The organism is Stenotrophomonas sp. G106K1 (genome assembly GCF_037969685.1).
GTDB classification, from domain to species: domain Bacteria; phylum Pseudomonadota; class Gammaproteobacteria; order Xanthomonadales; family Xanthomonadaceae; genus Stenotrophomonas; species Stenotrophomonas lactitubi.
Window position 1 is genome coordinate 1 of record NZ_JBBPFR010000030.1, and the last position, 21,487, is coordinate 21,487.

20 protein-coding genes are annotated in these 21,487 nt (G+C 66.9%); 10 read left to right on the top strand and 10 right to left on the bottom strand.

Annotation, left to right across the window (positions count from 1 at the left end):
* Positions 1 to 492 precede the first annotated feature (492 nt).
* From WKB25_RS19260 to WKB25_RS19280, 5 genes are all read left to right on the top strand, one after another.
* Positions 493 to 864 carry a hypothetical protein gene (locus tag WKB25_RS19260; protein WP_340572462.1) on the top strand — a complete coding sequence of 124 codons (372 nt, stop codon included), beginning with the start codon at positions 493 to 495 and terminating at the stop codon, positions 862 to 864.
* Positions 865 to 1,091: 227 nt separating this feature from the next.
* On the top strand, positions 1,092 to 1,511 hold the full coding sequence (locus WKB25_RS19265; RefSeq protein WP_340572464.1) for an EF-hand domain-containing protein: 420 nt from the start codon (positions 1,092 to 1,094) through the stop codon (positions 1,509 to 1,511).
* Between the two features lie 97 nt (positions 1,512 to 1,608).
* Positions 1,609 to 2,361, top strand: a complete 753-nt coding sequence (locus tag WKB25_RS19270; RefSeq protein ID WP_340572465.1) for an HAD family hydrolase — start codon at positions 1,609 to 1,611, stop codon at positions 2,359 to 2,361.
* Between the two features lie 31 nt (positions 2,362 to 2,392).
* On the top strand, positions 2,393 to 2,881 hold the full coding sequence (locus WKB25_RS19275) for a hypothetical protein (protein WP_340572466.1): 489 nt from the start codon (positions 2,393 to 2,395) through the stop codon (positions 2,879 to 2,881).
* Between the two features lie 100 nt (positions 2,882 to 2,981).
* Positions 2,982 to 4,343: a VOC family protein gene (locus WKB25_RS19280; protein WP_340572467.1), complete on the top strand. Its 1,362-nt coding sequence runs from the start codon at positions 2,982 to 2,984 to the stop codon at positions 4,341 to 4,343.
* A 100-nt stretch (positions 4,344 to 4,443) separates the two neighbouring features.
* Here the strand turns inward: WKB25_RS19280 and WKB25_RS19285 are convergent, their stop codons facing one another.
* A complete protein-coding gene (locus WKB25_RS19285) occupies positions 4,444 to 5,958 on the bottom strand; it encodes an acetyl-CoA hydrolase/transferase family protein (protein WP_340572468.1) in 1,515 nt (504 codons plus the stop codon).
* Positions 5,959 to 6,333: 375 nt separating this feature from the next.
* On the opposite strand from WKB25_RS19285, the gene glnE reads away from it, so the two are divergent.
* The gene (gene glnE, locus WKB25_RS19290) at positions 6,334 to 9,129 is read left to right on the top strand and encodes a bifunctional [glutamate--ammonia ligase]-adenylyl-L-tyrosine phosphorylase/[glutamate--ammonia-ligase] adenylyltransferase (protein ID WP_340572469.1); all 2,796 of its coding nucleotides are present in this window, start codon (positions 6,334 to 6,336) and stop codon (positions 9,127 to 9,129) included.
* 560 nt (positions 9,130 to 9,689) lie between these two features.
* On the opposite strand, the gene WKB25_RS19295 is transcribed toward glnE, so the two are convergent.
* The 6 genes from WKB25_RS19295 to WKB25_RS19320 form a co-directional block, all read right to left on the bottom strand.
* Positions 9,690 to 10,250, bottom strand: coding sequence for a queuosine precursor transporter (locus WKB25_RS19295; RefSeq protein ID WP_340572470.1), 561 nt, complete (start codon positions 10,248 to 10,250; stop codon positions 9,690 to 9,692).
* A gap of 74 nt (positions 10,251 to 10,324) precedes the next feature.
* Positions 10,325 to 10,837, bottom strand: a complete 513-nt coding sequence (locus WKB25_RS19300) for a hypothetical protein (protein ID WP_340572472.1) — start codon at positions 10,835 to 10,837, stop codon at positions 10,325 to 10,327.
* Positions 10,838 to 10,869: 32 nt separating this feature from the next.
* Positions 10,870 to 11,373 carry a hypothetical protein gene (locus WKB25_RS19305; RefSeq protein ID WP_340572473.1) on the bottom strand — a complete coding sequence of 168 codons (504 nt, stop codon included), beginning with the start codon at positions 11,371 to 11,373 and terminating at the stop codon, positions 10,870 to 10,872.
* Between the two features lie 19 nt (positions 11,374 to 11,392).
* A complete protein-coding gene (locus WKB25_RS19310; protein WP_340572474.1) occupies positions 11,393 to 12,244 on the bottom strand; it encodes a DUF2145 domain-containing protein in 852 nt (283 codons plus the stop codon).
* A 57-nt stretch (positions 12,245 to 12,301) separates the two neighbouring features.
* On the bottom strand, positions 12,302 to 12,520 hold the full coding sequence (locus WKB25_RS19315; protein ID WP_340572475.1) for a hypothetical protein: 219 nt from the start codon (positions 12,518 to 12,520) through the stop codon (positions 12,302 to 12,304).
* Positions 12,521 to 12,598: 78 nt separating this feature from the next.
* Positions 12,599 to 13,558: a mitochondrial fission ELM1 family protein gene (locus tag WKB25_RS19320; protein ID WP_340572476.1), complete on the bottom strand. Its 960-nt coding sequence runs from the start codon at positions 13,556 to 13,558 to the stop codon at positions 12,599 to 12,601.
* A 122-nt stretch (positions 13,559 to 13,680) separates the two neighbouring features.
* Here WKB25_RS19320 and WKB25_RS19325 point away from each other — a divergent pair, with 122 nt between their 5' ends.
* Together WKB25_RS19325 and WKB25_RS19330 are read left to right on the top strand one after the other, a co-directional pair.
* Positions 13,681 to 14,271 (top strand): malonic semialdehyde reductase, encoded by a 591-nt coding sequence (locus WKB25_RS19325; protein WP_025878215.1) that lies wholly within the window; start codon positions 13,681 to 13,683, stop codon positions 14,269 to 14,271.
* An 85-nt stretch (positions 14,272 to 14,356) separates the two neighbouring features.
* Positions 14,357 to 15,067: a YceI family protein gene (locus WKB25_RS19330; protein ID WP_340572477.1), complete on the top strand. Its 711-nt coding sequence runs from the start codon at positions 14,357 to 14,359 to the stop codon at positions 15,065 to 15,067.
* A 149-nt stretch (positions 15,068 to 15,216) separates the two neighbouring features.
* Here the strand turns inward: WKB25_RS19330 and WKB25_RS19335 are convergent, their stop codons facing one another.
* Complete coding sequence (locus WKB25_RS19335; protein WP_340572478.1) at positions 15,217 to 15,618, bottom strand: hypothetical protein; 402 nt, start codon at positions 15,616 to 15,618, stop codon at positions 15,217 to 15,219.
* Positions 15,619 to 15,709: 91 nt separating this feature from the next.
* On the opposite strand from WKB25_RS19335, the gene WKB25_RS19340 reads away from it, so the two are divergent.
* Positions 15,710 to 16,531: a hypothetical protein gene (locus WKB25_RS19340; protein ID WP_340572479.1), complete on the top strand. Its 822-nt coding sequence runs from the start codon at positions 15,710 to 15,712 to the stop codon at positions 16,529 to 16,531.
* Positions 16,532 to 16,624: 93 nt separating this feature from the next.
* Here WKB25_RS19340 and WKB25_RS19345 read toward each other — a convergent pair whose 3' ends face one another.
* Positions 16,625 to 17,422 carry a siderophore-interacting protein gene (locus WKB25_RS19345; RefSeq protein WP_340572480.1) on the bottom strand — a complete coding sequence of 266 codons (798 nt, stop codon included), beginning with the start codon at positions 17,420 to 17,422 and terminating at the stop codon, positions 16,625 to 16,627.
* A gap of 104 nt (positions 17,423 to 17,526) precedes the next feature.
* Entirely contained in the window at positions 17,527 to 18,042 is a 516-nt protein-coding gene (locus tag WKB25_RS19350; protein WP_340572481.1) for a PadR family transcriptional regulator, read from the bottom strand.
* A gap of 635 nt (positions 18,043 to 18,677) precedes the next feature.
* Between WKB25_RS19350 and aceE the strand changes: the two genes are divergently transcribed.
* Entirely contained in the window at positions 18,678 to 21,365 is a 2,688-nt protein-coding gene (gene aceE / locus WKB25_RS19355) for a pyruvate dehydrogenase (acetyl-transferring), homodimeric type (RefSeq protein WP_099841795.1), read from the top strand.
* Positions 21,366 to 21,487 lie beyond the last annotated feature (122 nt).

The window sequence follows — 21,487 nt, forward strand, 5'->3', positions numbered from 1 at the left end:
GTGAATCCCCAGACCTGCCCAGCCGCTGGCGGCTGTGCGTTCGGGCGCTTGCGAAGCAGTGCTTCGCAAGCAAAGCGCCCTCACCCATGGAGGCTTGGGCGCGCCATCCATGGCGCTTACACCCCCGCAACCGGACCCACCCCGCCTTCGACAGATTTCCGCGATCTATTGGAATGGCATGGCCTGCTCTTGGTTGGTGTCGACCTTGTGGTGGGTGTCGACCTTGGTCGACACGTAGATCCACGCCATGCGTGGGTGCTCTTCGTTCAATTGTCGAACTATTCGATTTCGATGGAGATCCATCCACGCATGGCGTGGATCTACCAAATGCCGGGAACCTGTCGAAGGCAGTCCGACACCGCCCCGCCATCCCACGGAATGCCTGCCGTTGCTTTGGCCGTTGCCGTTGCTTGCGCAGTGGCCTCTGCGGGTGCAGGGCGCAGCCCTGCCGATACCCCTTACACTGGCCGCCTTCTCCTGCGTCCCCGCCCGATGAACCTTCCCCTGCATTTCGGCCTGCTCGGTACGCTCGAAGCGGGCCTCATCGCCCTGCTGGTCGGCCTGCTGGTGTATTTCCTGTGGCACCACCTGTGCCGCCTGCTGCACTGGACCGTGGGCCACGCGATCGGCTGGTCGTGCGTCATCGCGGTGATCATCTCCGCCGGCATCGACGCCTGGAAGCTGTTCTACATGGGCATCGTGCGGCTGGAGTCGCCGCTGTATGCGCGCCTGTTCCTGTCCACTATCCACGATCCGAACGAACTGGGCAGCCGCGTGGTGCTGGAGATCGCCGGTGCGCTTGCCGGTGTTGCGCTGGGATGGGTGTTGTTCAGTTCGCGGTCATCGGAAAAAAACGTCGACTGACCCAGGTTTTTCGTTCGCTGCCGGTTAAATCCGGTAGCGCTGAATGCTCGTCTTACTCCCTGCTCACTTGGCACTAACCACCGCGCTAACGCATGCGTCTGCGTGGGTGGTTAACCACGCGTGTTCGCGGCGATCGCCGCGCAAAATCGATTCAGAAACGCGGTGGCAGGGTGGGTGCCGTGCGGAGACAACGACCGCGCACTACCACCCTTCAGGAGACACCCCAGATGACTATTCGCAACCGCAAGCCCCTGATCGCCCTGATCGCCGCCGCCGGCAGCGTGTTGGCCATCCCGGCGATGGCGCAGTCGGCCAAGCAGCAGGCCGCGCATGCACAGAACGAAGCGGCGCAGGCCCAGCAGGCGGCGGCACAGGCTGGCCAGGCGGCCGACCAGGCGACCGATGCGGCCGCAGCAGCGTCGGCGCAGGCCAACGGCGGTGGCCAGACCTGGGCCAGCATCGATACCGATGGCAACGGCACCATCAGCAAGAGCGAGGCGCAGGTGAATGCGGGCCTTGCCCAGGTGTTCGACCAGGCAGATGCCAACAAGGATGGCCAGTTGAGCGCCGACGAGTACAAGGCCTATGTGGCCGCCCAGCAGGCGGGTGCCGGCGCGGGTGGCACGGCTGCGGGCCAGGGTCGCTGATCCACGGTTGAATTCGGGACAACCGGTGCATGGGCAACCCGGGTGGCTTCGGCCACCCGGGTTTTTTTCGTCATCGCCGCGCCTGTATCCTAGGGCGATGAACACCTCCACGCCTGCGCCCTCGCGCGCCATCGGCCTGGTCGGTTTTGACGGTGACGACACGCTGTGGAAGAGCGAGGACTACTACCGCAAGGCCGAGCAGGATTATCTGGACCTGCTGTCGCGCTACATCGACGTCCATGACACCCAGACCGCCCGCCACCTGCTGGAAGTGCAGCAGCGCCACCTCGGTGTGTTCGGCTACGGGGTGAAGAGCATGACGCTGTCGATGATCGAAGCGGCCATCGAGATCACCTCGCAGCGCATCGAGGCCAAGGACATCCAGCGCATCCTCGACATCGGCCACGACACCCTGCGCCATCCGGTCGAACTGATCGACGGCGTGCGCGAGTCGGTGGCGGCCATCGCCGCGCAGTTCCCGGTGGTGCTGATCACCAAGGGCGACCTGTTCCACCAGGAAGCCAAGATCAAGGTGGCGGCGCTGGCGGACCTGTTCCCGCGTATCGAGATCGTGTCCGAGAAGGACCCGGAAACCTATGCCCGCGTGCTGGCCGAATTCGATCTGCCGATGCAGCAGTTCGTGATGGTCGGCAATTCGCTGCGCTCGGATATCGAACCGGTGATCACCCTCGGCGGCTGGGGCATCCATACCCCGTACGCGGTGACCTGGGCGCACGAGACCCAGCACGGCGTGGCCGACGACGAACCGCGCATGGTCAACGCCGATACCGCCTGGGACTGGCCGGCCGCGCTGGCGACGATCGAGGCCAAGGCCGCTGCCGCGGCCTGACACGGCGCGCCCGCTGCGGCAGAATCGGGTCATGAAACTGCCACTGCGCACGCTGCTGTTGTCCCTGCTGCTGGCGCCGGCCATCGTGCTGGCCCAGCAGACCGCCGAACGTTCGGCGACCTACGAGGTGGATACCGGCGACACCTGGGTCGACACCCAGCTGGCCGACATCAACCATTACGCCGAGCGCTACCCCGATGCCTTCCTCGACGAGGTATCGCGCTACGCCGGTGTACCGCGCGGCTACATCGCCGCGCTGGCCACCACCCACCAGTGGCAGGCCGGCGACATCTACTTCGCCTGCTTCTGGGCCAAGGCCAGTGGCCAGACCTGCCGCGACAGCGTGCGCGCCTTCAGCCAGGACCCCGAGGGCGGCTGGGCCGAGGTGGTGAAGCGGATGCCGGCCAAGCCGCAGAACCTGCATTACCGCGCCGTACGCCATGCCATCGTCGCCAGTTATGAGCACTGGGACCGGCCGATCACCCTGGATGCCACGCTGAAGCGCCAGTTGAAGCGGTAGTGCCGGCCGCTGGTCATGTTGCTATGCGTATCGCCGCCGCCGCGCACTCCGGCGACAATACGGGTTCTCGCCGTTCCCCGTTCCCGTAACCGAGTGACTGATGAGCGCCTCTTTCGTTTCGCCTGATGTGATCCGCCGCCTGTTCGCCCAGGCCATGTCCCGCATGTACCGCACCGAAGTGCCGCTGTACGGCACGCTGGTGGAACTGGTGGAGCGGATCAACACGCAGGTCCTGGCGCAGGACCCGGCGCTGGCCGCGCAGCTGCTGCGCAACGACGAGCGTGCCCGCCTGGATGAAGAACGCCATGGCGCGATCCGCGTCGGCACCCCGCAGGAACTGGCGACCCTGCGCCGCCTGTTCGCGGTGATGGACATGTACCCGGTGGGCTACTACGATCTGTCGGTGGCCGGCGTGCCGGTGCATTCCACCGCCTTCCGCCCGCTGACCGCCGCTGCGTTGGCACTGAACCCGTTCCGCGTGTTCACCTCGCTGCTGCGCCTGGAGCTGATCGAAGACGAGGCGCTGCGAGCACAGTCGGCCGAGATCCTCGCCCGTCGTCGCATCTTCACCGACGACGCGCTGGCGCTGATCGACCAGGCCGAGCGTGACGGTGGCCTGAGCCAGGCCGATGCCGAGCGCTTCGTCGAGCAGGCGCTGGAGACCTTCCGCTGGCATGGCGACGCCACCGTCGACCTGCCGACTTACCACGCGCTGCACAAGGCGCACCGGCTGGTGGCCGATGTGGTCAGCTTCCGTGGCCCGCACATCAACCACCTGACCCCGCGCACGCTGGACATCGACGCTGCACAGGCGGCGATGATCGAGCACGGCATGGCCGCCAAGGCGGTGATCGAGGGCCCGCCGCGCCGCGCCTGCCCGATCCTGCTGCGGCAGACCAGCTTCAAGGCGCTGGAAGAGGCGGTGCACTTCCCGGGCAACGAGGGCGGCGACGCCGGTACCCATACCGCGCGCTTCGGCGAGATCGAGCAGCGCGGCCTGGCACTGACCGCGAAGGGTCGCGCGCTGTACGACCAGCTGCTGACGCAGGCACGCGATGCCGGCGGCGCGGGCAGCACCGGCGGTGACTACGGCCAGCGCCTGCAGGCGGTGTTCGCCAGCTTCCCGGATGACCATGACACCCTGCGCCAGGAAGGCCTGGGGTATTACCGCTACCAGCTGACCGACGCAGGCCGCGCCGCGCCGGAACGCGTGGCCGACCTGCCGGCCGAAGTGCTGGTGGCTGCCGGCCTGGCCACGGCCGATCCGATCGTCTACGAGGATTTCCTGCCGGTCAGCGCCGCCGGCATCTTCCAGTCGAACCTGGGTGGTGGCGAGCAGCGCGCGTACGCCGCCCATGCCAATCGCGAAGCCTTCGAACAGGCGCTGGGCGCGGCGGTGAACGATGAGTTCGAGATCTACGAGCGCATCCAGGCCGAATCGCTGGCGGCGCTGCGCGGATAAGGCGCGTGCCGCGGAGCCGAGCATGGGCTCGGCTCTACAGGGATGTTGCGGTGCTGCCATTTGTAGAGCCGAGCCATGCTCGGCTCCACAGAAGCGGGCGTCAGCCCTTCATCGTGCCCGTATCCAGCCACCGCTGGTGCCACGACAACGCCTCCGGCAGCAGGTGCGGGGTGTGCTTGCCGTAACTCTCGCGGCTGGCGCGGTCGAAGTAGTCCTGCAGCTGCGCGCGGAAATCCGGGTGCGCGCAGTTGTCGATCAGCACCTGCGCGCGCTTGCGCGGGGTCAGGCCACGCAGATCGGCCAGGCCCTGTTCGGTCACGATCACCGACACGTCGTGCTCGGTGTGGTCGACGTGGCTGGCCATCGGCACGATCGCCGAAATGGTGCCGTTCTTCGCCGTCGACGGGCTCAGGAATGCGGACAGGAAACCATTGCGCGCGAAGTCGCCCGAACCGCCGATGCCGTTCATGATCCGCGTGCCCATCACGTGCGTCGAATTGACGTTGCCGTAGAGGTCCACTTCGATCATGCCGTTCATGCCGATGCAGCCCAGGCGGCGCACCAGTTCCGGATGGTTGGAGATTTCCTGCGTGCGCATGATGATGCGCTCGCGGTAGAAATCGATGTTTTCCTTGAACGTCTCGTTGGCCTGCGGGCTCAGTGCGAAGCCGGTGCACGAGGCATAGCTCAGCACGCCGTCGCGCAGCAGGTCGAGCATGCCGTCCTGGATCACCTCGGTGAACGCGGCCAGGTCGCGGAAACCGCTCTTGGCCAGGCCGGCCAGCACCGCGTTGGGGATGTTGCCCACGCCCGACTGCAGCGGCAGCAGGTTGGCCGGCAGGCGGCCGCGCTTCACTTCGTGCTGCAGGAACTCGATCAGGTGCGCGGCGATCTGCTCGCTGGTCGCATCGATCGGGCTGAACGGGCTGTTGCGGTCAGGGCCATTGGTGCGCACCACCGCCACGATCTTGTCCGGGTCGCAGCGCAGCGCGGTCTCGCCGATGCGATCGTTGGCATTGACCAGCGGAATCGGCTTGCGGTGCGGCGGCAGCGCGGTGCCGTAGTAGATGTCATGCATGCCATCGACGCCGGCCGGCTGCCACTCGTTGACCTCGATGATCACTTTCTTGGCCAGGTCCAGCCAGGTCTTGTTGTTGCCCACCGAGGTGGACGGTACCAGCGAACCATCCTCGCGGATGGCCGAAACCTCGATCACGGCGGTATCGATCTCGCCGTAGAAGCCGAACCAGACGTGCTGGGCGACGTGGCTGAGGTGGATGTCGATGTAATCCAGCTTGCCCGCGTTGATGCGGTTGCGCGCATCCGGGTCGCTTTGGAACGGCATGCGCATGGCGATGCCATCGGCCTTGGCCAGCGCGCCATCGAGTTCCGGCGCAGTGGAGGCACCGGTCATCAGGCTGATCTGGAAGGGCAGGCCCTGGGCATGCACCGATTCGATGCGGCGGGCCAGTTCAACGGGAACGGCCTTGGGGTAACCGGAGCCGGTAAAGCCGCTCATGGCCACGGTTTCACCGGGCTGGATCAGCGCGGCTGCGGCCTCGGCGGAGACCACGCGGTCACGAAGACGCGCGTTGGCGATGCGATCAACAGTCATGACGACAGCGTTTCTGGGGGGAATCCCGATTATCGGCCATCCCCTGCCGTACGGGGCGTTCTACCTTCGTGGAATGGCGTTTCCGGCAAGGCCTCTCCCATACCCGCCGGTTTTGTTTTGCAGTGCAGCGTGCAAAGTACTTTCGTACACCGCACGATGGTCCTGCATCCCGACGTGGGGGAGGGAGCAGAGCCCGCTGGCAGTTCGCTGCAAGCGGGCTTTTTTATTGCCTGTCGCCGAAGATGAATACGCGGTCTGCACTATTGGTAGTGCCGGCCGCTGGCCGGCACCCCCAGCAACCTTCGGCAAGATCGCAGCAACGGGTCACAGCCCTTCGCCGTTGGCAAAGAGATGCCACCCCGCGAGAATCAGGGTATGACCCTCGCCCCCGCCGAATTGCCCGCCACCCTGCAGCCCCTCGTCGACCGCGCACTGGCGCGCCTGGCCCAGGCAGTACCCGATCCCATCCCGGCCGAGCTGCAGCCGATGCTGGTGCAGCTGGCCATCAGCAGCGACTTCGCCCTGGACACCCTGGTGCGCCAGCCCGGCCTGCTGGCGCAGCTGTCCGCGCCGGGCTGCCCGCCACTGCCGGCGCCGGTGCTCGACCCGCTGCAGCCCAGCGACTGGCCGGCGCAGCTGCGACGCTGGCGCACGGCGATGTCGACCCGCTTGATCTGGCGCGACCTGGCCGGGCTCGACGATGTGCCACAGACTCTCGCCGGAGCCACCGCGCTGGCCGAGGACTGCCTGCGCTTGGCGCTGGACGCCCTGCAGCAGGAGTTCGCCCAGCGCCATGGAGTGATCCTCGATGACCACGGCCAGCCGCAGCAGCTGGTGGTGTTCGGCCTGGGCAAGCTGGGCGGTGGCGAGCTCAACTTCAGTTCCGATGTCGACCTGGTCTACGCCTACGTGCAGGGCGGTGAGTCCGACGGCCCGCGCGCGTTGGCGGCCGAAGAGTATTTCGCCCGGCTCGGCCAGCGCCTGGCCAAGCTGCTGGATGAAACCACCGTCGATGGCTTCAGCCATCGCGTCGACCTGCGCCTGCGTCCGTTCGGCAGCGCCGGGCGTGTGGCGCTGTCATTCGCGGCGATGGATCAGTATTTCCAGCGCGAAGGCCGCGACTGGGAGCGCTATGCGTGGTTGAAGGCGCGCGCGGTGGCCGGTGACATCGCCGCCGGCGAGGCGTGGCTGCAGACCCTGCGTCCGTTCGTGTACCGCCGCTACCTGGATTTCACCGCGCTTGATGGCCTGCGGGAGATGAAGGCGGCGATCACCGCCGAGGTCGTGCGCCGCGAGATGCACGACGACATCAAACGTGGCGCTGGCGGCATCCGCGAAATCGAATTCCTGTGCCAGGCGCTGCAGCTCATTCGCGGTGGCCGCGAGCCGGCGCTGCGTGAGCGGCGGCTGCTGGTCGCGCTGGATGCACTGGTCGCTGCCGGGCAGATCGCCAGCGACGATGGCGCCGCATTGCGCGAGGCCTACCTGTTCCTGCGCCGCCTGGAAAACCGCCTGCAGATGCTGCGCGATGCACAGACCCATGTGCTGCCCTCCGATGTACTGGATCGCGAACGCATTGCCGTCGGCCTCGGCTATGCCGGTTGGGATGCGCTGCGCGCTGCATTAAGCGTGCAGCAGCAGCGCGTCAGTACCGAGTTCGCCGCATTGCTGGCCCCGCGCAAGGGCCAGGCCGCGCCGGATGCGCTGGCCAACTACTGGCGCAGCCTGCCCGAGGGCAGCAACGCGCCGCTGCTGGCCGAGGCCGGTTTCCTCGATGCCAATGGCGCCGATCAGTCACTGCGCGATTTCGCCCAGGGCACGGGCGTGAAGTCGCTGTCCGATGCGGCGCGTGCGCGGCTGGACCGCGTGCTGCCGGCGCTGCTGCACGCTGCCACCCGTTCACCGCAGCCCGACGCCGCACTCAAGCGCGTGCTCGGCCTGCTGCAGGCAGTGTTGCGCCGTACCAGCTACCTGGCGCTGCTGGACGAACAGCCCAGCGCGCTTGCGCGACTGGTCGACGTGCTCGCACGCAGCGCGCTGCTGGCCGAACGCCTGGCCGCGTATCCGCTGCTGCTGGACGAACTGCTGGACGTACGCGTGTCCGGGCCGATGCCCGACGCGGCCGGCATGCTGGCCGAATGCCAGCAGGTGTTGACGGTGGAAGATCCCGAATCGGCGCTGCGCTGGCTCAACGAAACGCGGCTCGCCCTCAGTTTCCGCATGGCCATGGCCACGCTGGATGGCCGCCAGGGTGCGGTCGACAGCACCCGGCAACTGGCCGAACTGGCGCAGGCGGTGGTCATCACGGTGTTGGCGATGGCCGAGGCCGACATGCATGCCGCGCACGGTGTGATTGCCGGTGGCCGCTTCGCGATCATCGGTTACGGCAGCCTGGGCGGCCTGGAGCTGGGCTTCGGCTCGGATCTGGACCTGGTGTTCCTGCACGATCACCCGGCGGGTGTGGAAGCCAGTGACGGCGCGCGCCCGCTGGAGCCGGGCCGCTGGTATGCGCGCCTGGCCCAGAAGGTGATGGCGCTGCTGGCTGCGGTAACTGCCGCCGGCCGTCTGTACGACATCGACGTGCGCCTGCGTCCGGATGGTGGCAAGGGCTCGCTGGTGTCTTCGCTGGCCAGTTACACCGAGTACCAGCGTGATCGTGCATGGACCTGGGAGCACCAGGCGCTGGTGCGTGCACGCGGCGTGGCCGGCGATGCCAGCCTGCTGCAGGATTTCGAACAGGTGCGTGCGCAGACGCTGGGCCGCGAACGTGATCGCACAACGTTGTATGCCGATGTTCTGAAGATGCGCGGGCGCATGCGCACCGAACTGGACCGCAGCGATGCCGCGCGGCTCGACCTGAAGCAGGGCGCAGGCGGCGTGGTCGATCTGGAGTTCCTGCTGCAGACCGGCGTGCTGGCATGCAGTGTGCAGACACCTGCATTGCTGCAGCCGCGTGCCACGCCGGCGTTGATCGACGCGTTGGCAGCGGCAGGTTTCCTTCCCGAAGCCGCCACACAGGCGCTGCATGGCGCGCATGCCACGCTGCTGGAAGTAGGGCTGGCCTGCACGCTGGATCGCCGGCCACGGTTGGCGCCGACGACGCCCGCCATCGAAGAGGCGTGTGCGGCCATCCGCGCCGCGTGCATCGCCGCGGAGCTACCGTTCAGCTGAGTGCAGTTGGTGTGGATGCCAACCAAGGTTGGCACCTACCGGGCGAAGATCTGCTGTTGCAACCCACCGTGCGACGGCTTGCTGTTGGTAGGTGCCAACCTTGGTTGGCACGCTGTTGCCGGCGCCATGAACGCTGACGGAGTGTGCCAACCAAGGTTGGCACCTACCGGGTGATGGCCTGTTGTTGGCACCCACCGTGCGATGGAATGCTGTTGGTAGGTGCCAACCTTGGTTGGCACGCTGTTGCCGGCGCCATGAACGCTGACGGAGTGTGCCAACCAACGTTGACCTACCGGGTGATGGCCTGTTGTTGGCACCCACCGTGCGATGGAATGCTGTTGGTAGGTGCCAACCTTGGTTGGCACGCTGTTGCCGGCGCCATGAACGCTGACGGAGTGTGCCAACCAAGGTTGGCACCTACCGGGCGAAGATCTGCTGTTGCAACCCACCGTGCGACGGCTTGCTGTTGGTAGGTGCCAACCTTGGTTGGCACGCTGTTGCCGGCGCCATGAACGCTGACGGAGTGTGCCAACCAAGGTTGGCACCTACCGGTGAGGCGGTCAGCCGGCCGTACGCAGCGGCGCCATCTTCCACAGCAGCGCACGGAACGGGGCCAGCAGGCATACGCCGATCGCCAGCTTCACCGCCAGGTCGCCCGCGGCCCAGCTCACCCACGGCAGGGTGGAACCGGCGAAGGCGATCGACCAGAAGATGGTGGTGTCCACCGTGGCGCTGCAGGTGGTGGCCACCATCGGTGCGCGCCACCAACTGCCGCGGCGCAGGCGATCGAACACGGTGATGTCCAGCAGCTGGGCCACAATGAAGGCCGAGCACGAAGCGATCGCAATGCGCGGCGTCGCCACCCACACCGACAGCAGCACCGCCACCGCAAAACCAATCCACGCCACGCGGCGGGCCGGGCCCGGGCCGAAGCGGCGGTTGATCAGGTTGCTGACCAAGAAGGCCACCGGGTAGCTGAAAGCACCCCAGGTCAGCCAGTCATTGATCGGGTACTGCACCAGCACGTTGGACAGCAGCACCACCGCGCCCATGGCCAGCACCGCCAGCACCAGGGCGCGGGCGGTCAACGGGGCAAAAACAGGCGCAGGACGCGCGGACATGGCGAGCCAGGGGAAAAAGGGGATCGCCCATTATCCGCCCGGCCCGCCGCAAAGCCAAAAACGGCCGTTCAGCTTTACAGCTGCTCGCTCAGCGCGTCGCCGGCGGCATAGGCCGTCGGCACATAGGCCAGTGCCTGGCCCTGCGCGCTCTTCACGGTCCAACCCGCACCGGCCTCGGTGGGATCAAACTGCACCTGCTGGCCAACCACGAAGGCCGTCGTCTGGTCCTCACGGACCTGTGCCGGCCAGCGCAGGGTGGCGGTCTGGTCGGCCTTTCCGGGCACCTGCAGCTGCACCTGGCGCTCGCCGGTGGTCGTGGTCTCCACCTTCTTCACTTCCATCGGCGGCAGCGGCACCGCCTTGGTGCGAGGGGTCTTGTTGCCGCGCTCGCTGGCCTTGAACGGCGCCTTGGACAGTTCGGACAGGTCGGCTGACAGTGCGAGTGGTCCCGACAGAACGATCACCGAAGTGATCAGCACGCTGACTTCGCTGCTGTTCAACTGCGGCGCGGCGCCGGCGTGGACGGTGGGCACCAACAGCGCCGAGAGCAGCAGGGCAGACGCGGGAATGCGCAGGCAACGGAACATGGAGACCTCCTGGTCAACGTGGGGACGGCGGCTCAGCGCCGGGTATCGAAGATGTCGCGCGGGCCGGTGGCCTCGGGCAGGTATTCCAGCGGGCGGCCCTGGTTGTCCTTCAGCTGCCAGCCCTGGTCGTTGCCGGTCGGCTCGAAGTTCACGGTCTGGCCGACGGTGAACTGCACGGCAGGATCGCCGATGCCGCGCGGGTACTGCATCGATGCGGTGTTCTGGGGATCGTTGGCATCGCGCAGCAGTACTTCGCGACGGCCATCGACGGTGGTGGCGATGGCACTCACCTGCATCTGCGGCAGCTTGATCTGCTGCCGGCGGGCCAGGGGCTGGCCGGCGTCGGCCGCATCCTGGGCTTCCTTGGCTGCCGCCGCACGCGCCGACGCCACCATCTGCGTGGACATCTCCAGGCTCGGTCCCTGCGGGCCCGGGTCGTGGATGATCACGATGCGCCGCTCGGCATGGGCGGCTGTCGACCAGGCCAGGCCAGTCAGGATCAGTAGCGGCAACAGGATTGCTTGCGGAAGGCGCATGTCGTTCTCCTTGCGGGATTCAGGGGCTGGCTGCGGCGGCGCCGGCCACCGGCACGTGGGGGATCACCAGTTCCTGCTGCAGCTGGCTGCGCTGGTGCAGGAAGTCGAATACCGATTCCACCGTCACCACCGAGTAGTTGCCGGAAATGCGTTCACTGGCCGGATGGTCGGTGGTGGTGGCGTTGGCCACGAACAGGCGCGCACCCACGCGCTTGCCCAGGCCGATATGCAGCACGCTCGGCTGGAACTTCTGCGCGCGCAGCCATTGCTGTGCCTGTTCGCGCTTGACGATCACCGGGCCACCTTCGGCCTGCGCCATCGCTGCGGCCAGCATTTCCAGGATCCACTGGTTGGAATTCTGGAAGTCGGTGGCGAACGGATAGGCCACGACGTTGTACTTCGATTCGTGCAGCGCCTTGGGCTGGATCGCCGGTGCTGCCAGCATCCGCTTCAGTGCCAGCTGCAACGCTGGCGGCGGCACGCCGATGCGCAGATCGGTATGGGTACCGCTCTCGCCGACGAAATTGCCCAGGCCCTCGCGGTACAGCTGCGAGCTGTCGGTCTTGCAGCGGTTGAGCAGGTGCATCGCACGCCAGCGGCCATCGTCCTCGCGCAGCAGGAAGGCCAGATGGCTGTGGCGCAGGCCGTAGCGGCTCAGGTCCTGGCCGCCACGTGCGGCCACCACCACGTCCACATCGGGCAGCGCGTCCAGGCGCTCGGCGGTGGTCCACGCCACATCGAACATCGCCGCCTGCGCGGCCACGCTGGGGTAGCGCTCAACGCAGGTGCCGCTGTCGGCCCACGCCGGCGCGGAGGCCAGCAGGACCATCAACAGCAGCAGGGCGCAGCGCAGGCGATGCAGACGTTCCATGTATACCGCTCCAGAGGCGGGCAGGCCCGCGCGCCGATCATACCCGCATCGCCAGAATCAACGCTCCACGCCCTTGCGCCGCAGTTCCTTGTCGCAGGCATCGCTGATCGGCGCGATCGGCAACGGCGGGCGCTCGTTGCGCGGATTACGCAGCGCCGGCTGCTCGCGGTAGGCATCCAGCTGCTGCTGGCAGGCGTGCGACAGCGGGTCCAGTTCGGTGGGGGTGGTAGAGCAGGCCGCCAGCAGGGCCAGCGGCAACAGAAGCAGGATGCGCATGGGGACGTCCAGTCCGAGGGGGAGGCTGGACTCTAACTGCGCCGACGGATCGAAATGTTCAAAAAGCGCTGGACGGCATCACCCCAACGCCAGCCGCGTTTTGACCTCGGCGGCAATCCGCGTGGTCTCGCGCAGTGGTTCGATGCGGTCGTACTGCCAGTCCAGCCAGCGTGTCTGCAGCCGCCCGCGCTCGCGCAGTTGCTGCTGGAAGCGCGCCAGCCGTCCCTGCGCGGTATCGGCCAGGGCCACCATCACCGGCATGCGCGTGGCGCTGGCCTCGGACAGCAGGTTCACCGAATCGGGCGACACCACCACCCGGTTGGCCCAGCCGAGCAGACCGGCATACGGGTTCACACCATCGCCGCCATCGCCCCAGATCACATGCGGCAGGTCGGCGAACTTCGCCCGCAGGATCTCGGCCAGCGCCGGCGGCGTGCGTCGCGAAGTAGTTGCCAGCAGGCTGCCACCCTCGCTGCGGATCTGTTCGGCCAGCGCCTGGAACACGTGCACCATCGCGGTCTCATCCCACGGTGCCAGCGGCGTGGGGCCGCCCACCAGCAGTGCGGTGCGCGGGCCGGGCAGGGTGCTGAAGCTGGCGAACGCGGCGCGGCCCCAGGCCAGCCAATCATCGTCCACCGGGTTCAGGCTGCCGATCAGGGTCAGCACGTTGCCGCCGCGCAGGGCGTCATGCTCGGGCACCACCACCACGTCCCAGTGGCGGCAACCGATGCGCGGGTCGAGGATCTGCACCACCTGGCTGCCACGCGCGCGCAGCACGCGCAGTGCACCGGCGGCCTGGCGGCCACAGCCGATCGCCAGCGCAGGCGCCTCGGCAGCGAGGGACGCGAACGCCTCGCCGTAGCCGTTTACATCACTGGGCAAGCGCCGCGGCGACAGCCAGCGCCACGGCGCGCGGGGTTGCAGTACCAGGGGGCGGTGGCTGCCCAGGCGCAGCGCCGTCGCCAGCGCCACGGCCTGGCGGACATTACCGGCACGGCCATCGGTGACCGTCCATGGCGTGCTCGATCGTTTCACCATTGGCATTAATTCGTTTCAATCCTGCTGGGTGTTGCAACAGTCGCGACACTCTACACTGCGGATCGACGTTTCGCCCCGCGCCGCCCGCGGGCACTGACCTTAGCCGCCCTGGAGATCCACCGATGTCTCACGCGCTCGACGCTGCTGCACTGGACCAGTTGTTCCGCACCGCCCGTACCCAGAACGCCTTCCTCGACAAGCCGGTCGAAGACGCGCAGCTGCACGCTCTGTACGACCTGCTGAAGTGGGGCCCGACCGCCGCCAACGGCAGCCCGGCGCGCTTCGTGTTCGTAAAGTCGGCCGAAGCCAAGGCCAAGCTGGCACCGGCGCTGTCCGAAGGCAACCACAACAAGACCCTGGCCGCCCCGGTCACCGTCATCGTGGCCTTCGACCAGGACTTCCACGAGAAGCTGCCGTACCTGTTCCCGCACACCGATGCCAAGGCCTGGTTCGACGGCCCGCGCGAAGGCCGCCACGAAGGCGCGTTCCGCAACGGCAGCCTGCAGGGGGCCTACCTGATCCTGGCCGCACGCGCGCTGGGCCTGGATGCCGGCCCGATGTCCGGCTTCGACAATGCCAAGGTCGATGAAGCGTTCTTCGCCGGCACCAGCATCAAGTCGAATTTCCTGGTCAACCTGGGGTACGGTGACGATTCGGGCCTGTTCCCCCGTCTGCCGCGTCTGTCCTTCGACGAAGCGGCGCGCATCGCGTAAGTCGCTGTATCGGTTTCGGGCCCGCCCGCCGTGGCGGGCCATTGCTGCACTGTGTTCCCACCCTACGATCCGGAGAGTCCCTGAGATGAGCGCCACCCGTAAACTGCTGCTGCCGCTGGCCCTGACCCTGGCCATCGCCGCCTGCTCCAAGCCGGCCGATACCGCTGCCCCGGCGGCTGATGCTGCTGCCCCGGCCGCCACCGAACAGGCTGCCACCACCCCGGCCGCCGATGCCGCTGCTGCCGCCCCGGCGGCTGCCGCCATCACCATCGCCTCGGGCACCTACAAGCTCGACCCGACCCACACCGACGTGCTGGCGCAGTGGAGCCACTTCGGCTTCTCCAACCCGAGCGCGCACTTCGGCAACGCCGAAGGCACCCTGGTGTACGACGCCACCGACGTCACCAAGTCCACCGTCACCGTGAAGCTGCCGCTGAGCGGCCTGAACAGCTTCACCGCCAAGTTCGACGAGCACCTGAAGAGCGCCGACTTCTTCGACGCTGCCAAGTTCCCGGCCGCTGAGTTCAAGAGCACCAAGGTGGAATCGGCCGGCACCAACAAGCTGACCGTCATCGGCGACCTGACCATCAAGGACATCACCAAGCCTGTGACCCTGGACGTCACCGTCAACGGCGGCGGCGAGCACCCGATGGCCAAGGTTCCGGCCGCCGGCTTCGATGCCACCACCACCATCAAGCGCAGCGATTTCGGCGTCGGCGCCTACGCCCCGAACGTCAGCGATGAAGTGAAGATCCGCATCACCACCGAAGCCACCGGCGAGAAGCCGGCGGCTTGATGCAACATCCCGCTCACTCGTTGTGAGAAGGCAGAAGGCCCGCTGAAAAGCGGGCCTTCTTTTTTTGGGACTTTGGTGGGGGCCGACCTTGGTCGGCACACAATCAATCCGCAGGCCAACCAAGGTTGGCCACTACCGGGTATGCGCGCTCAGCGCAGCGTACCCAGCCACGCGGCCGACGCTTCGCTCGGGCTCTGCTTGGCTTTCACCACCAACCCGCTTGCGCGCACGAATGTCTGCGCGGCCTGTGCCACCACCTGGCGGGCGATCAGCGCCGCCTGCCTGGTAGACGCCTGCTGCTTGCGCAGCTGCACGATATGCACCGACGGACGCCCCACCGGCGCGTACTTCTGGTCGCGGCGCAGGATGTCGGCCACCTGTGCCACTTCATGTTCGGCCTGCAGGTAGCGGTGCTGTGCCTCGACCAGCTCACGCAGCGGTGCGCGCGCCGCAGCCGGGTCGGCGAAGGCGGACAGCGCTGCGTCGCAGGCGCTGTCGTCGGCCAGGCGGGTACGCAGCGTGTCCACGCCGCTCAGGGTCAATTTGCCCACGCGGGGCCTCGTTGGTGCAGGAAAGGAGCGCGATTGTCGCATGGGGTCGCGGTTACCATGGCAGCCGCACTGAACCACGGAAGGCAACACCATGCAGGAAGCGCAGTACTGGCTTGGCGAGTTCTGGACCGGCCTGAGCGTGCTCGATCTGATCGGCGGCAGCGTGCTGGGCACCCTGTTGGGGCTGGCGCTGGGTATCCTCGCCTGGCGCTGGCTGCATCGGCGCGGTTGGCTGCGGCGGCAGCGGCGTTGGCACCACGGGCTGCTGGCCTCGTATGTGGTGCTGCTGCCGTTGCTGGTCGCGTTCTTCGGCCTGCAGCTGGGCTTCACCGCCGGCGCACACCGCGCGCTGTTCAAGCAGCTCGACCACTTCCAGCCGCACCTGCAGACGATGGTGGAAGGCTGGAGCAGCGGCTTCACCGCCTCGCTGGAAGACGAGCGCATGCGTGCCGCGCTGCAGAGCCAGGGCACGGTGGGTGATGTCGCGGATTCGCTGGCTGCGATCTACCTGAGCGAGCATCCGCTGCCCGGCGTGGACCGTTTGGGTGACGGGCCGATGGCGCGTGGCGTGGGCTGGGTAATCGGCAAGGTGCGCGCCGGGCTGCTGCGGGCGATGGTGGAAGACACGCTGATCGACAAGGCCGGCACGGTCGGCCTGGAGCCGAAGATGGTGCGCGAGGCGTTGACCGTGCGCATCGACGAACTGCTGCATACGCGCGGGGTGCTGCGGCTGGTGAAGGCGCAGATCAACGGCATGATGCCGGGCGTGTACCTGGGGTTGCTGCTGCCGCTGGCGATCATCGCGCTGCTGCTGGCGCTGGAGATCTGGGCCGCGCACCGGTTCGGGTGGGTGCGGCAGGTGGCGCCCAGCGCTCCTGTAGAGCCGAGCCCATGCTCGGCTCATCGCGCGTAGCGCGAGGGCGGATAGAACAGCAGCCGAGCATGGGCTCGGCTCTACATAGTCAAAGGCGTGCGGACCAACGGTCCGCACCCACCCGCTGCCCGGTCAATCGCCGTCCTGTTCGTCCGGGTGCGCCTTCCAGTAGCCGGTCGAGCGGATCCAGTCGCGTGGCACGCCCAGGTGGCCTTCGATGAACTTGCGCATCATCCATGCGCGGCGCGATTCGGTGGCGATCCAGTAGAACGCATCGCCGTCCGGCGCCTCGAAGTCGGTCAGCATGTCTTCCAGCAGCGTGCTGCTGGCCGCCGGGAAGCCATTGCGCTCCAGCCAGTGGATGCGCACGTTCTCGTACTGCGGCAGATCCTGGCGCTCGTCCTCGTCGGCCACTTCGATATACGCCTGTACCTCCGCGCCTTCGGGCAGCACGTCCAGCCAGCGGGCGATGGCCGGCAGCGCGGTCTCATCGCCAATCAGCACATAGGCGTCGTAGCTGTCGGCCACCACGAACGAACCGCGCGGGCCGCCAATCACCAGCGTGTCGCCGGCCTGTGCGCGCTCGGCCCACGGCCCGGCAATGCCCTGGTCGTGCAGCACGAAGTCGATGGCCAGTTCGCCGGTTTCGTGGTCCCACCAGCGCGGGGTGTAGTCGCGCGCCGGCGAAGGCTGCTTGCCCTCCGGGTAGCTGCGGCCCTCGGCGGTCAGCACCGGCAGCACCATCTCGCCGCTGGCGTTGGGGAAGAACAGCTTGATGTGGTCGTCGGCGCCGGGCGAATCGAAGCCGGCCAGGTCGTCGCCGCCCAGCACGATGCGGCGCATGTGCGGGGTGACAGTCTCGGTGCGCTGCACCGTCAGTTCACGGAAGCGCACATCCAGGCGCAGGCGCGAGTTGTGATGTTCGGTCATGGGGGTACCTGTCAGAAGGTCGCGCGGGGGCGCGCGGCATGGGGAAGACCTGGCTGGATTCAGTCTGGCTGGGTCGTAGAAAAGGGAGAGGACACGTCGCCGGCCTAGCCGTTCATCAGCGCCGATGCGCGCGACAGCAGCGCGGCCACCTGCTCGGCTTCGCCGTCGGCCCAGCGCCCGTGGTGGTGCACCAGCGCCAGCTTGAACTCGCGCAGGGCAGCGGCCAGTGGCGCCGGCAGCGAGGCCTTGGTGATCTCGCGTGCGCGGTCGAACGCGCGTCGCTGCGCCAATCGCACCTGGGTGCGCTGCACCTTCAGTTCGAACTCGCCGGCGGTGGTGATGCGGAACACACGGCGGCCGTCCACCTCTTCCGACGCCACCCAGCCGGCCTGCTCGAAGCTGGCCAGCAGCGGGTACATGGTGCCCGCGCTGGGGGTGTAGGCCTGCATGAACATGGTGCTGATGTGCTGCATCAACTCGTAGCCGTGGCGCGGCTGCTCGCCGATCAGCGCCAGCACCAGCAGGCGCAGGTCGCCACGGCTGAGCACGCGCGGCTGGCCGTTGCGGCGGGGTACCGCGGTATCGTCGGTGCGGCTTTTGGGGGAGGGGGAGCGGCCCATTTCGATATATCGGTAACGTGTGCCGCAAACGATATATCGATACGCCGGACCCGACAAGCATGGCTTCGGCCACAACGCTTGCCAGATCGGGCCATGCAGCCAGCTACCGCAACGGATCAGGGCAGGGTTGCGCGCGGCGCAGGCCACCGTTGCGCGGCCTGACATCCGTATCGGGCCGCGCAACGGCGCTGCGGGTTTCCGCCCCGGGCGGGGCGCAGCAGACAAGCGGCGAACCGCGGGAAGGGGCCTGCTCGCCGCCAACCGTGCGCAGCGGCGCCGCCCGCGTCGAGAGGCGCGCGCGACATGTTGTCGCGGGTTCAGCGGCAGCCCGTCAGACAACGCCGACACGGCGCCGGCCTTGCCCCACAACGGTCATCCGCAGCAGTAACACTGCGTCCTGCGCATGGGCGCAGCAGGCCGCAAGCGACAGCTGGCGCAGCCCTTGCAGGCAGCCACAGCGGCCTGCAGCAGTGCTTTGTCCCGCCGGTGGACGTCCCGGGACATGCCATGCAGACAGGGGTGGCCTGCCTCCATACGCCAGCGTAGCCAAGTGACGAAAGCCCTTGGTGCGCTACACTTTGCGGTCTAGAAATCTATCAACAGTCGCGCGCGTGCGTGCGGTAATGGGAGCGCTAATGAACTGGTTGAACGAGGTGCTGAACAACGACCCGAATCCTGTGGAAACCCAGGAGTGGATCGAGTCGTTGAAGGCCGTTATTGATGTCGAGGGCCCCGAGCGCGCGCATCAGCTGCTGGAAGGCATGGTGGAACTGACCCGTCGTTCGGGTGCCTATCTGCCGTTCTCTCCCACTACCGAATACGTCAACACCATCGAGCCGCAGCTGGAGGCCAAGAGCCCGGGCAACGCCGAACTGGAATGGCGCATCCGTTCGATCATCCGCTGGAACGCGATGGCCACCGTGGTGCGCGCCAACCGCAAGCCGGGTGACCTGGGCGGCCACATCGCCTCGTTCGCCTCCGGCGCAACGCTGTACGACGTGGGCTTCAACCACTTCTGGCGCGCCCCCAGCGAGAACCACCCGGGCGACCTGCTGTTCATCCAGGGCCACAGCGCCCCGGGCATCTACGCGCGTTCCTTCCTGGAAGGCCGCATCAGCGAAGAGCAGCTGGACAAGTTCCGCATGGAAGTGGACGGCGGCGGCCTGTCGTCGTACCCGCACCCGTGGCTGATGCCGGAATACTGGCAGACCCCGACCGTGTCGATGGGCCTGGGCCCGCTGGCCGCCATCTACCAGGCGCAGTTCATGCGCTACCTGGAAAACCGTGGCCTGATCGAGAAGTCCGACCGCAAGGTGTGGTGCTTCATTGGCGACGGCGAGAGCGACGAGCCGGAAACCCTGGGTGCCATCGCGCTGGCCGGCCGTGAAGGCCTGGACAACCTGATCTTCGTGGTGAACTGCAACCTGCAGCGCCTGGACGGCCCGGTGCGCGGCAACGGCAAGATCATCCAGGAACTGGAAGGCGTGTTCCGTGGCGGCGGCTGGAATGTCATCAAGCTGCTGTGGGGCGGTTACTGGGATGCCCTGCTTGCCAAGGACACCAATGGCGTCCTGAAGAAGCTGATGATGGAAACCGTCGACGGCGAATACCAGAACTGCAAGGCCTTCGGTGGCGCGTATACCCGCGAGCATTTCTTCGGCAAGTACCCGGAAACCGCTGCGATGGTGGCCGGTCTTTCCGACGACGACATCTGGCGCCTGAACCGTGGTGGCCACGACCCGCACAAGGTGTACGCCGCCTACCACCAGGCCGTGAACACCAAGGGCATGCCGACCGTGATCCTGGCCAAGACGGTCAAGGGCTACGGCATGGGCAGCGCCGGTGAGGCACTGAACCCGACCCACCAGACCAAGAAGCTGGACGACGAAGCGGTGCGCCACTTCCGCGACCGCTTCAACATTCCGGTGACCGACGCGCAGCTGGCCGATGGCCAGGTGCCGTTCTACCACCCGGGCCCGGATTCGCCGGAAGTGCAGTACCTGCAGGAACGCCGTGCCGCGCTGGGTGGCTACCTGCCGCAGCGCCGCCGCAAGGCCGAAAAGAGCTTCAACGCACCGAAGCTGGAAAGCTACGAGCGCCTGCTGAAGAGCAGCGGCGAGCGCAGCTACTCCACCACCATGGCCTTTGTGCAGAGCCTGAACATCACCCTGCGCGACAAGGAACTGGGCCCGCACATCGTGCCGATCGTGGCCGACGAAGCCCGTACCTTCGGCATGGAAGGCCTGTTCCGCCAGATCGGCATCTATGCGCCGTTCGGCCAGAAGTACAAGCCGGTCGATGCCGACCAGCTGATGTTCTACCGCGAAGACCAGAGCGGCCAGGTGCTGCAGCAGGGCATCAGCGAGCCGGGTGCGATCAGCTCGTGGATGGCCGCCGGTACCAGCTACTCGGTCAGCAACGTGCCGATGCTGCCGTTCTACATCTACTACTCGATGTTCGGCTTCCAGCGCGTGGGCGACATCGCCTGGCAGGCTGCCGACATGCGTACCCGCGGCTTCCTGCTGGGTGGTACCGCCGGCCGCACCACGCTGAACGGTGAAGGCCTGCAGCACGAAGATGGCTTCAGCCATCTGGTGGCCGGTGGCATTCCGAACGTGCGCAGCTACGACCCGACCTTCGGCTTCGAAGTGACGGTGATCCTGCAGCACGGCACCAAGGCGATGATGGAAGATCAGATTGACGAGTACTACTACGTCACCCTGATGAACGAGAACTACACCCACCCGGAAATGCCGGAAGGTGCAGCCGAAGGCATCGTCAAGGGCATGTACCTGCTGACCGACGCCGGCAAGCCGAAGAAGGGCGAGCTGCGCGTGCAGCTGCTGGGTTCGGGCACCATCCTGCGCGAAGCCATTGCCGCGGCCGAGCTGCTGGACAAGGACTTCGGCGTGACCGCCGACATCTGGAGCTGCCCGAGCTTCAACGAACTGCGTCGCGATGGTTTCGACGTGGAGCGTGCCAACCGCCTGCATCCGGAAGGTGAGCAGCGCAAGGCGTATGTGACCGAGCTGCTGGAAGGCCGCCAGGGCCCGGCGATTGCCGCCACCGACTATGTGCGTGCGTATGCGGACCAGATCCGTGCGTTCGTGCCGATGTCGTACACGGTGCTGGGTACGGATGGGTTTGGCCGTTCGGATACGCGTGCGAACCTGCGCCGGTTCTTTGAGGTTGACCGGTACTACATCGCGCATGCCGCGATTGCGGCGCTGGCGAAGGACGGGAAGATGACCGCGAAGGATGTGGCCCGGGCGATCAAGCAGTACAAGATTGATCCGGAGAAGGCTAATCCTGTTGGGGTCTAAGGATCTGAGACAGGTCTGTGAGAAAAGGGCGGCTCTGCCGCCTTTTTCTTTCTCCTGCAGGACTGGTACTGATGGAGAGGTCGTGGTAAAAGTCTTTTCACTGCTACGCTCCCGGAATTGTG